The 11,980-nt window shown below is 62.5% G+C and carries 6 protein-coding genes and 2 pseudogenes; 4 read left to right on the forward strand and 4 right to left on the reverse strand.

The window, feature by feature from the left end; translation table 11 throughout:
• Positions 1 to 199: 199 nt before the first annotated feature.
• Positions 200 to 1,777 carry a winged helix-turn-helix domain-containing protein gene (locus tag BI327_RS39345; protein WP_076867010.1) on the reverse strand — a complete coding sequence of 526 codons (1,578 nt, stop codon included), beginning with the start codon at positions 1,775 to 1,777 and terminating at the stop codon, positions 200 to 202.
• A gap of 281 nt (positions 1,778 to 2,058) precedes the next feature.
• Here BI327_RS39345 and BI327_RS43640 point away from each other — a divergent pair, with 281 nt between their 5' ends.
• Genes BI327_RS43640 through BI327_RS39360 form a run of 3 tightly spaced genes read left to right on the forward strand, consistent with a single transcriptional unit; the run spans position 2,059 to position 7,278 of the window.
• Positions 2,059 to 3,672, forward strand: a complete 1,614-nt coding sequence (locus BI327_RS43640; RefSeq protein WP_076867011.1) for a calcium-binding protein — start codon at positions 2,059 to 2,061, stop codon at positions 3,670 to 3,672.
• Between the two features lie 29 nt (positions 3,673 to 3,701).
• On the forward strand, positions 3,702 to 5,843 hold the full coding sequence (locus tag BI327_RS39355; RefSeq protein WP_076867012.1) for a type I secretion system permease/ATPase: 2,142 nt from the start codon (positions 3,702 to 3,704) through the stop codon (positions 5,841 to 5,843).
• On the forward strand, positions 5,830 to 7,278 hold the full coding sequence (locus BI327_RS39360; protein WP_076867013.1) for an HlyD family type I secretion periplasmic adaptor subunit: 1,449 nt from the start codon (positions 5,830 to 5,832) through the stop codon (positions 7,276 to 7,278). Before BI327_RS39355 ends, BI327_RS39360 begins: the two co-directional genes overlap by 14 nt.
• A 382-nt stretch (positions 7,279 to 7,660) precedes the next feature.
• Here the strand turns inward: BI327_RS39360 and BI327_RS39365 are convergent, their stop codons facing one another.
• Complete coding sequence (locus BI327_RS39365) at positions 7,661 to 7,795, reverse strand: hypothetical protein (protein ID WP_347337690.1); 135 nt, start codon at positions 7,793 to 7,795, stop codon at positions 7,661 to 7,663.
• Positions 7,796 to 8,246: 451 nt separating this feature from the next.
• Positions 8,247 to 8,735 (reverse strand): annotated as a pseudogene (locus BI327_RS39370) (VOC family protein); the annotation flags it as partial.
• A gap of 798 nt (positions 8,736 to 9,533) precedes the next feature.
• Between BI327_RS39370 and BI327_RS39375 the strand changes: the two are divergent.
• The gene (locus BI327_RS39375; RefSeq protein ID WP_076867015.1) at positions 9,534 to 11,528 is read left to right on the forward strand and encodes a methyl-accepting chemotaxis protein; all 1,995 of its coding nucleotides are present in this window, start codon (positions 9,534 to 9,536) and stop codon (positions 11,526 to 11,528) included.
• A gap of 103 nt (positions 11,529 to 11,631) precedes the next feature.
• Here the strand turns inward: BI327_RS39375 and eno are convergent.
• Positions 11,632 to 11,980: pseudogene (gene eno / locus BI327_RS39380) on the reverse strand (phosphopyruvate hydratase); the annotation flags it as partial.

Consider the following 11,980-nt stretch of genomic DNA (forward strand, 5'->3'; position numbering starts at 1 on the left):
CACGGCGGATCGCTGCCCGATATCGTGAAGACCACAGAACCTCCCGCGCCAGCACCGCCGTCGGAGCCTGCTCGCTCCTCGGCACCCGCGCCGAGATCGAGTCGTGGCGTTGGTACCGCCGCGCCGAGGCAACCGTTGGTGGCTTGATTGGGGCGCCTGGATAAAACGGCTTTGTGCAGGCGATGGTGTGGCCCTCGAGCTAATTTAGGCCGGCTCGGCGGAAGGCTTCCAGATAGTGTTCGCGGTCGGCTTCGTATTTGAACGGCAAGTTTTTCCCGATCCAGGCCAACGAGAAATCGGGCTGTCTGCGGAGCAGTTCCTGCAATGCAGCCGTGGCGATTTCGCCTCGTCCGGCCATCGCGGCCGCCGCGGTCAGCATGCGGTAGCCAGAGACATGATCGGTGCGAAGCCGAATGCTGGCTCCGGCCAGGCGCATCGCCTCCTCGTAATTTCGTCCGACCAACTGGGCATGGGCCGCGATGCCGTTGTAGATCGCCGCAAATGGATCGCGCGGGCTGAGGCGCAACGCCTTCGCGGTGGCCGCGCCGGCTTCCTCCCAGTGGCCGCTGAACGTCAGCGCGAGGCCGTACACGCTCAGCGCCAGCGCAAAGCTCGGATTGAGCTTCAGCGCCAGCTCGAACTCGCCAAGCGCTTCGTCGAAACGCCGCCGCAGCACATGAACGCAACCCAGCGCATGGTGCGCCCAGGGATCCTCGCTGTCGGCGCGGACCGCCGCCAGCGCCGCGCGTTCGGCAATCGGCACCGACGTCGCCATCTCGCTCCAGCCATTGTAGGCGCAAAAGGTGTGGCTGGAGGACAGAACGGCAAGCGCTTGTCCGTAGTGCGGATCGATCGCAATCGCTTTCTCCAGCAGCTCCTGGGCTTTGACATAGTCGGCTGGCGTGATCCGCCAGAAATGCGACATTGCCCGCATCACCAGACCCCAGGCATCCATGCTGTCCGGGGTCTTGCGTCTGGAGTGAAAGTGTTCCGCCGCATAGAGCTGCGGCTCGATCGACGCAACGATCGCCTCCGTGATCTCGTCCTGCACGGCGAACACATCGGCGAGGCTGCGATCGTAACGCTCCGCCCACAGGTGGCTGCCGGTGGCGACGTCGTTGAGCTGCGCGGTGATGCGCACGCGATCGCCTTCCTTGCGCACGCTGCCTTCGACGACATAACCGACGCCGAGGGTCTCGCCGACGTCCTTGATGTTGACGGACTTGCCCTTGTAGGCAAACGACGAGTTGCGCGCGATCACGAAGAACCAGCGCAGCTTCGAGAGCGCGGTAATGAGGTCCTCGCTGATGCCGTCAGAGAAATAATCCTGGTCCGGATCGTCGCTTATGTTGGCAAAAGGCAACACGGCGATGGCGGGACGGTCGGGCAGGGGTAATGCCGCGATTGGGTCGACGGGTTGGTTCAGGGCCGGCTCAGCGCAAAGCTCTCCGAGTTCGTCGTCCATCGACGGCGTGCGCACTTCGCCGACGAAGCGCAGGCCCTTGCGCGGAATGGTGCGGATCAGCTTCTGCTGCTGGCCGCTGTCGCCGACCGCCTTGCGCACGGCATAGATGCGGCTGGTCAGCGTCGCATCCGAGGTGACGCGGCCGCCCCACACCGAAGCAACCAGATCGTCCTTGGTGACGACGCGATCGCGATTCTCGATCAGGTAGAGCAGAAGGTCGTAGACCTGGGGCTCGACTGCAATCAGTTCAGACCTGAACCGCAGCTCGCGGGCGCTGGTATCAAGTACGTAATCGGCGAAATGAAACTGCATGCTCGTGTCCTGGACCGGCTTGCCGCGATTTGAACCGCATCAACCGTGGTTGCAACTCGCCTTTGGTGCGCCGCGGCGCGTGGTTGCCGCGTCCGGTTGGGGCTCAGGCGATCACGGCCGATCACGGCCAGATCACGGCTCGATCACAATAGCACAATCAGGAAATCAGCAGGGCTTCTTCAGGCAAATCACGGCGTTCTCAAGGCCGGCTTCAAGCCTGTCATCCGCTTCGCGGCTAAGCATCGGTCGAGGGGCATAAAACCTCTGGAAGGATGACGACTATGGCTATCAAAGCTAGTTTTTCTTCGGCCGCCGGCCTGCTGTCGGTGTTCGATGACAATCTCGACAACTCGATCACCGTGAGTCGCGACGCGGCCGGAAGGATCCTCGTTGATGGCGGCGCGGTCGCCATCACGGGGGGCACCTCGACGGTCGCGAACACCTCCTTGATCCAGGTGTTCGGCGCCGGTGGCGACGACACGATCGCGCTGGACGAGGCCAACGGGGCACTTCCGGCAGCCCAGCTGTTCGGGGGCGCCGGCAACGACGTCATCACCGGCGGCTCCGGCAACGATGAGCTGTTCGGCGGCGCGGGCAACGACACCCTGCTCGGCAAGGGCGGCAACGACCTGCTGTTCGGCGGCGGCGGCAACGACATGCTGATTGGGGGCACGGGCGATGACCAGATGTTCGGCGGGGCCGGCAACGATCTCATGATCTGGAATCCGGGCGAGGGCACCGACCTGATGGAAGGCGGCGACGGCATCGACACCGCCCAGGTCAACGGCGGCAACGGCGCCGAAAACTTCACCCTCACCGCCAACGGCTCCCGCGTGCGATTCGATCGCGTCAGCCCGGGGCCGTTCTCGCTCGACATCGGCACCACCGAGAACCTCGTGCTCAACATGAATGGCGGCGATGACGTCTTCATCGCCGGAAACGGCCTTGCCAATCTGATCAAGCTGACCGTTGATGGCGGTGCGGGCAACGACTCCATCACCGGCGGCGACGGCAGCGATACGCTGCTCGGCGGTGATGGCAACGACACCATCATCGGCGGCCGCGGCAACGATCTGCTGTTCGGCGGCGCGGGCGACGACAGCTTCACCTGGAATCCGGGTGATGGCAGCGACAAGGTCGACGGCGGTGCGGACAACGACACCCTGGTGTTCAACGGGGCCAATCTGACCGAGAACATGACCATATCGGCCAATGGCAGCGGCGCCACGCTCACCCGCGACATCGGCACGGTCTCGATGAACCTGACCAGCATCGAGACCATCGACGTCAATGCGCTCACGGGAGCGGACACCATCACTGTCAACGACCTGACCGGCACCGGCGTCGGTCAGGTCAACATCGACCTCGGCGGCAATGACGCCAAGCCGGACACCGTGGTGCTCAACGCGACGAACGGTGACGACGCGATCAATATCACCGAAAACAACGGCGTCATCACGGTGACGGGTCTTGCGACCGACGTGACCATCTCCAACGTCGGCGCCGGCGACCGTCTCGTCATCAACGGCCTCGGCGGCGACGATGTGATCTCGGCTTCCGGACTGCGCAACGGCATCCTGCTCACCGCCAATGGCGGCGGCGGCGACGACGTCCTGATCGGCGGCAACGGCAGCGAGCTCCTCAGCGGCGGCGCGGGCGATGACATTCTGCTCGGCGGCAGCCCGCAGAATGTCCTCGATGGCGGTGCGGGAAACAACGAGGTGATCGCGGGCGCGGCGCCAACCCTCGCGCCGACGGCGGCGGCAAGCGCGAGCCTGCTCAGCCAGTTCATGGCGTCGAGCTTCGTCTCGGCGGGAGCGGGTCACGGTGCGATGCCCATCGCCGAGCCGCCGTTGAGCCAGCAGCCGCAGCTCGCTCAGCCGCACGCCGCCTGACGCTGACGACCTCGTCCTGGAGACCGACCATGAGCATCGAAACCAATGGTGCGAGACCGACCGACCCGGGTCTCGAAATCCTCGTGACGCTGCTACATCTCCAGGGCGTTGCGGCCGATGCCGGACAGATCAGGCATCGGCTGGGAACGGACAAGATCGGCGCAGCGGATATGCTCCGCTGCGCCAGGGATCTCGGCCTCAAGGCTCGTGCCTGGCGAACCGATTGGTCGCGGCTCGGCAGCACGCCCTTGCCCGCCATCGCGTCGTTGCGTGATGGCGGATTCCTTCTCCTTGCCAAGGCTGATGCGGACCGGGTGCTGGTGCAGTCGCCGCTGGCGCCTAGGCCGGTATTGATGTCGCGGGACGAACTCCTCGCCATCTGGGACGGGCAGCTGATCCTGATGACCCGACGTGCCGGATTGTCCGACATGGCGCGGCGGTTCGACATCGGCTGGTTCGTCGCTGCGATCCAGAAATACCGGCATCTGCTCAGTGAAGTGCTGGTCGCCTCGTTCTTCCTGCAACTGCTCGGCCTGGTTTCGCCGCTGTTCTTCCAGGTCGTCATCGACAAGGTGCTGGTGCATCGATCGCTGAGCACGCTCGATGTCCTCGTGCTCGGGCTGGTGACGATCTCGGTTTTCGAGACCGTGCTGGGAATCCTGCGGACCTATTTGTTCGCGCACACCACCAACCGCATCGACGTCGAACTCGGCGCACGGCTGTTTCAGCAATTGCTGGCGTTGCCGATGGCCTATTTTCAGGCGCGGCGCGTCGGCGACTCGGTGGCCAGGGTTCGCGAACTGGAAAACATCCGGAACTTCCTCACCAGCTCGGCGCTGACGCTGCTCATCGACCTGTTCTTCACCTCCGTCTTCCTCGGCGTGATGTTCTTCTACTCGCCGCTGCTGAGCTGGATCGTGCTGGGCTCGTTCCCGTTCTATATCGCGATCTCCGCCGGAGCGACGCCGCTGTTCCGGCGGCGGCTGGACGAGAAGTTCCGCCGCGGCGCCGAGAACCAGGCCTTTCTGGTCGAAAGCGTCACCGGGATCGAGACGATCAAGGCGATGGCGGTCGAGCCGCAGATGCAGCGGCGCTGGGAAGAGCAGCTCGCAGGCTATGTGGCTGCGAGTTTCCGGGTCCTGAGCCTTGGCAACAGTGCGAGCCAGACGGTGCAGCTGGTCAGCAAACTCGTCACCGCAAGCATCCTCTACTGTGGCTCAAGGCTCGTGATCGACGGCAGCCTTTCGGTGGGCGAGTTGGTCGCCTTCAATATCTTCGCCGGCAGGGTGAGTACGCCGGTACTGCGTCTTGCGCAGCTTTGGCAGGATTTCCATCAGGCGCGCCTGTCGATCGCGCGGCTCGGTGACATTCTCAACACCGCCGCCGAGCCGACCTATTCCGCGGGGCGGGCGCGGCTGCAGGCGATTCGGGGAGACATCAAGTTCGATCACGTCTCGTTCCGCTATCGCGTAGACGGGCAGGAAGTCCTGCAGGACGTCTCGTTCGAAGTGCCGGCAGGCCAGACCGTCGGCATTGTGGGGCCTTCCGGGTCCGGCAAGAGCACGTTCGCCAAGCTGATCCAGCGGCTTTACGTTCCGGAACGCGGACGCGTGCTGGTCGACGGAATGGATCTCGCGATGGCCGACGCCGCCTGGCTGCGCCGCCAGATCGGCGTCGTGCTGCAGGAAAACGTGCTGTTCAACCGCTCGGTGCGCGACAACATCGCGCTTGCCGATCCTGCGATGCCGATGGAGCGCGTGATCGCCGCGGCGCGGCTTGCGGGCGCGCATGAATTCATCCTCGAACTCGCAGAAGGCTATGACACCATGGTGGGCGAGCGCGGCTCGACGCTTTCCGGCGGCCAGCGCCAGCGGATCGCCATTGCGCGGGCCCTCATCACCGACCCGCGCATTCTGATCTTCGACGAAGCGACCAGCGCGCTGGACTATGAGAGCGAGCGGATCATTCAGCAGAACATGAAGCAGATCGCCGACGGCCGGACCGTGCTGGTGATCGCGCACCGGCTCTCCACCGTACGGACGGCGGACCGAATCGTGACGCTCGATCGCGGCCGCCTGGTCGAGGATGGCAGCCACGACACATTGATCAAGACTGGCGGCCGCTATGCGTCGCTACATCGGCTGCAGGGAGGATTCCATGAGGTCGGCTGAACTCGCAGCGCCCGAACCGTCGGCGCAGCGCGTGATCCCGTTTCGTGGTCAGCGAGGAAGCCGCCGCGAAGAGCTGGCGTTTCTGCCCGCCGCGCTTGAAATCGTGGAGACGCCGCCATCGCCGCTCGGTCGCGCGATTGGCAGTACGATCATCGTCCTGTTCGGCCTGGCCCTGGTCTGGGCCTGGTGGGGCACGATCGATATCGTCGCCTCGGCCACGGGAAAGGTCCTTCCCAGCAGTCGCGTCAAGATCATCCAGCCGTTCGAGACCGCCTTGGTGCGCTCCATTCGAGTCCAGGATGGTCAGGCGGTCAAGGCCGGCGACGTCCTGATCGAGCTCGATCCGACCGCGAACGAGGCGGAGCGAGATCATCTGCGCAACGACCTGCTTGCCGAGCGGCTCAATATCGCGCGTTTGCGCGCGGCGCTTTCAGACAATCCAGCCGCCGATTTCGTGCCGTCGGGCGGCGTAGATCCGGAGCTGATCAGCACGCAGCGCCAGCTGTTGCTCAACCAAGTGACGGAGCACCGCGCCAAGATCGCCGCACTCGCGCGACAGCAAGCTCAGAAGGAAGCCGAATTAGCCACAACGGGGGCGACGATCCACAAGCTGGAGACCATCATTCCGGTCATTCAATCACGCGTCGACATCCGCAAGACGCTTGTGGAGAAGGAACTGGGCTCGAAGCTGACCTACTTCGAGGTGTTTCAGCTCCTGGTCGAGCAGCAGCAGGAGCTCGTGGTTCAGACCAGTCATTTGCACGAGACGGAAGCGGCCATCGCAGCCATTGGCGAAACGCGCAACCAGGCGGTGGCGGAATATCGGCACACGATCTCCGACAACCTCGCCAAGGCGGAACAGAAAGCGAGCGGGCTCGCCCAGGACCTCATCAAGGCCGAGCAAAGGACGAAGCTGCAGCAGTTAACTGCGCCGGTGGACGGCGTGGTGCAGCAGCTTGCAGTTCACACCGTCGGCGGCGTAGTGACGCCGGCGCAACAGCTGCTTGTGGTGGTGCCGAGCGAGAGCCGGCTCGAGATCGAGGCCATGGTGTCGAACGGCGATATCGGCTTCGTCCATGCCGGACAACAAGCTGAGATCAAGGTCGATACCTTCAATTTCACCCGCTACGGCCTGTTGCGTGGCGAGGTGCTGTCGGTGTCGCAGGACGCCTTGATCCGCGATCGTCTGCAGGATCGCGCCAGCGATCGGGCGCTGGGTGCGGCAAACGACACCAGCGAGCCGAAAGGCCAGGAGCTGAACTACAGCGCGAGAATCTCGCTCGATCGTACCCAGATGCAGATCGACGACAGGATGGTCCATCTGTCGCCCGGGATGGCTGTCACGGTGGAGATCAAGACCGGATCGCGGACTATCCTGAGCTATCTGTTGTCGCCGCTCCGCCGCTATCGGCAGGAAACGTTGCGGGAGCGCTAGCTGAAGCAGATCGCAGCCTTGGGAGTGGAGCGTGAACCGCCTTCACGAACGAGAGTGGACGCATCTGGCGGGCGGCGATGGCGCTGCAGGCAACGAGAGTTAACTAAGGTCTTGATCTCGTTGGTCGGCCCGGCAGGACTCGAACCAGCAACCAGACCGTTATGAGCGGCGGGCCAACCTGATCTCGTGTAGGGCAGGGTCCTTATTCAGCGGTTGGGCCAAAAGGCACTTCACCCACGAAATGCACCTCAACTCGTTCTTGGCCCCCGTAACCCATTGATATCGGATCAAATGCGAACGCCATCCGAGCGCACCATAAACCCACAACGAGCCTCAAGCCCGCTTAAGCCCAAAATCATAGTTCAGGTGAAAATAGTCCGTGTTAACCGTGCGACCATCGGGGCCCGACCGGATCAGGCTTGTCCTTGACGCCGAACGCGACATCGGAATCCAGATACTGGTCGCCGGCCACAAATACATGCGTCACCAGCCGGGCGAGGAAATCATGAAATGCCACATGGCTGGCCCTCCAGGGATGCCGGGCTTGCGCTCCCAGCTTTTTTGCCGACCGGGCCATCGTGCGGGTCCGGAAAACGGCCGACCCATGTCTGCTCCGTCGGAGCTGCGGCCGGCCTGAGGCCGCTTCAAACTTATGGGTCTGGGCTCATCGCGCGGCCAGCTATAGCTGGATAGATGTGAGTTGGACGGGGCAAGGCAATTGGCGGCGAGCCGGTCGTGGCGCGTCACCATCCGACGGCAATTGCTTGATCTCGTTGAAACCGCTCGACCTGGGTGCCGGAATTACGGCTGGGCGGTCAAACACAACGTAGCCCGCCAGTAAGTAGCTTGGTCCCTTTCAATCTACGTAGACTTGTTATCTCTGAGCTTTTCTATTCATGACTGGGCGCCGACAATAGCGAAGACGAAGCAACTGCCATCGCTCAGACTTGAGCTTGTTTCAAGAGCCGTCAGCCAGCAGGGCCCGCGAACAGAATGAGGTTGCCGTTAGGATCAAGAACGATGAAGTTCCTTGCGCCCCAAGGTTCTTTCTTGAGTCCTTGATGGAAGGTCACGCCAGCGGATTGGAACTCCAAGAAGAGTTGCTTGATCTCTGCTGCGGTATCCACAGTAATCGAGGCTGACAAAAGTTGTTCGCGCTGGCGATTGTCCCCGACAAAGACGGGCTCGCAAACAAGCCGCAAGCAAAGCCGCGCACGATCGCGCCTAACCATGCCGTAAAACGGCGGATCGCCGTATACAAAGTCGGCTGTAAAGCCGAGTTTTGACGTGAAGAAATCGCTCGAGGTCCTGACGTCAGCGACATAGAGCTGAGCCTCGGTCCCGTTGAGTATCGGAGCTGTCGCTGCCTGTTTTACTTCAGTGCTCATGGCTGGGGTTCCTACCTTAAGCGCGTGCCATCCCTCGAAGCCCAATTGGCGAGCGACAAGCTCTTGCGCTTGGCACCGCCCCACAGCACGCGATCGCCGTTCTCATAACTCTTGATTGTGTTCTCGACGATTGGTCGACGAGACCGAGTTAAATGTTGCGTGAGACAAGAGGTCGAAAGCACACGAACGGCATTCGCGGAATGAAGCTTATGGAACGTGTCCGTCCCCTGAGGAAGGGTGAGCGAAGAGGCCGACGTACTTCTTTGGTTAGAGGCACCGGAGCTTTCAGGGCGAAAAATTTTCGAGCCGGAGTGTTCTAGTCGCCCCCAGGGGATCGGCGCCCGGTCGGGCAGCCAGGTGCCGAACTGCTTCAGCACCGTGCAGGCCAATTGCACGATCAGGCGCTGTCCTCGCCGGCCTGGGCGGAACGAGTCGAGTACAAAAACAACCGACCGATCATCCGGCGGAAGGCCGCTGTGCGCGCAAGCTCGCCCTTGGGATCCGGCACCAGCATCGATCCCGGATGAACGTAGAGGCTCGGCTCCAGTACCGTCGAAGTCTGTCGGGCGCGCCCGCGATCGTGACTATCGGCCGGTCGTCGAGGTGGCAAACTTGCCCAGCGATCTGCCCCGGAACCGCGGACAGAGCGATTGTGCTAAACATCCACGTTACTAAACACATTGATAAACATCACGGAGGATCATAACCGTCGACGAACGCGGCAGGAGTCTCGCAATTTATAGCATATGGACAATCAACCCACCGGGCGGTGTGCTTAACTGATAATTTAGTGAAAAATCATATGCTGAACTTATCGCTCGTCACCTTCGCGATTCCACTGCGCGAATCTCCTACCGGGACCTATCGATGAAGCAATTTTCAGCGCTGCTCGGCGCCAGCTCGATTACGCTGCGCATTTATCTCGGCTTTGGTACCCTGCTGGTTCTCCTCGCGATGATCGCGGGCTGCGGCTGGATGCAGGTGAGAAGCACAGCAGGACTGTTCGAGGGCTATGCGGCGTCCGCCGGTGTCGTCGAAGGAGCGAACCGCCTGCAGATGCTGGTTGGTGATCTGCAGCGGGCCACCAGCGAATTCATCGCTGTGGGGGCACCGGAGAAGAAGGTCGAAGTGACACAGCGGGCGGAAGCCGTCAGCAAGCATCTCGAAGTGCTCGGGGAGCAGATTGCCGACCCGGTGCAGCAGCAGCATGTCCTGACCATCCGCGAATTGAACAAGAAGGTCGGCGAAAACCTCTTGACGCTTTATGAGCGCGTCACGCTGCGGCAGGAGGTGGAGGATGGTCTAAACTATGACGATCGGGACATCCGCAAAGCGCTCGGAGGCTTGATCGGCGGCGGCAAGGGTGATTACGGAACCGTGCTCGACCGTTATCTGGGTGCCCGGACTTCCACCTTTCGCTTCGCCACCAGCGGCAAGGACGAACAAAAGGTCCGCGCCGAGCTCGCCAAGGTCGCCGAACTCGGTGCCAAATTCGCCTCTGAAGTGAAGGGCGACGACGATCTTAAGGATTCTTATGACGACTTCGTTGGCGCTCTGAAGCGCTATGTGGAAGACTTCGGCCGGTTGTCCAATGCGGTGGCCAAACGCCAAGAACTCGTGGTCACGATCGATCAGCTCAGCGGCAAGATGCGGGCTGCGGCGACTGAGGTCAAGCAAGCTGCGACAACTCTCCAGGACCTCACTCGAGCGTCCGTAGCGCAGGCCGCAACCGGCGCCAGCGGGTGGATGCTGGTCCTATCCCTGACCTCGTTGGTTTTCGCCGCAATCGTCGGTTTCGCAATTGCCCGCAGCATCACTCTGCCGGTGCGCTCGCTTAGCGCAGCGATGCGCCAGCTCGCATCAGGCGATCTCGCGGTCGAGGTGCCGGCTTTGCTGCGCCGCGACGAAATCGGGCAGATGGCGGCGACCGTGCAGGTATTCAAGGAGAACGCCGAGCGGATCCACGTCCTGCAAGAGGAGAACAAGGCCGGCGAGAAGCGCGCCGAGGCCGAAAAACGGGCCACCCTGATGCACCTCGCGGACGAGTTCGAAAGCGCCGTGGGTACGATCGTCACGACCGTTTCCTCGTCGTCCGGCCAACTAGAGGCTTCTGCAGGCACGCTTGCAGGTACCGCGGAGCAGGCGCAGGATCTCGCCACGCTCGTAGCGACGGCTTCGGAGCAGGCATCCATCAATGTGCAATCGGTGGCTTCCGCCACCGAGGAGCTGTCAGCTTCGATCGGTGAGATCGGCCGTCAAGTCCAGCAGTCGGCGCGGATGGCGAGCGAAGCCGTCGAGCAGGCCCGGGCTACCACGGAGAGCGTTGGCGAGCTGTCGAAAGCTGCTGCTCGCATCGGCGACGTCGTTGAGTTGATCAATACGATTGCGGCCCAGACCAACCTGCTGGCTCTCAATGCCACCATTGAGGCGGCGCGTGCCGGAGACGCTGGTCGTGGGTTTGCCGTCGTCGCCTCCGAAGTCAAGGCGCTCGCGCAGCAGACTGCGAAGGCGACATGCGAGATTGGGGAGCAGATCTCCGGGATCCAGGCTGCAACGCGCTCATCGGTTTCCGCAATTATGGAAATCACGGCAACGATCGAGAAACTATCAGAGGTGTCGTCCACGATCGCTGCCGCAGTCGAGGAACAGGGAACGGCCACGCTGGAAATCTCCGGCAATGTGCAGCAGGCGTCGCATGGCACGCAGCAAGTATCTTCAAACATCGTCGATGTGCAGCGCGGGGCGTCAGAAACGGGCCGCTCCTCCTCGATGGTTCTGGCAGCAGCGCGATCGCTTTCGAGCGAGAGCGGGCATTTGCGAACCGCGGTCGACCGGTTCCTATCCACGGTTAGAGCGGTGTAGGAAAGGGCGGTCATTTACGACGCCGACGAGTCCCGATAGCCCGCGGTTCGATCCACCGCGGGCGGATCGCCACCTCAGCTAGGTCTGGCATCTCGAAAAATCGTCATCCGACGCTTCCTCGCACCCAGCGGAATATCGCGGAACGTCCCAGTTCCTGCTCGATGCGCAGCAGCTGGTTGTACTTGGCGGTACGGTCGGAGCGCGCCAGCGAGCCGGTCTTGATCTGCCCGCAATTGGTGGCGACCGCGAGGTCGGCGATCGTGGAGTCCTCGGTCTCGCCGGAGCGATGTGACATGACAGCGGTGTAGCCGGCCTTGTAGGCCATCTCGATCGCCGCGAGCGTCTCGGTCAGCGTGCCGATCTGGTTGACCTTGACCAGGATCGAATTGGCGCGGCCGTGCTTGATGCCGTCGGCAAGCCGGGTGACGTTGGTGACGAACAAATCGTCGCCG

The organism is Bradyrhizobium mercantei (assembly GCF_001982635.1).
Classification (GTDB): Bacteria; Pseudomonadota; Alphaproteobacteria; order Rhizobiales; family Xanthobacteraceae; genus Bradyrhizobium; species Bradyrhizobium mercantei.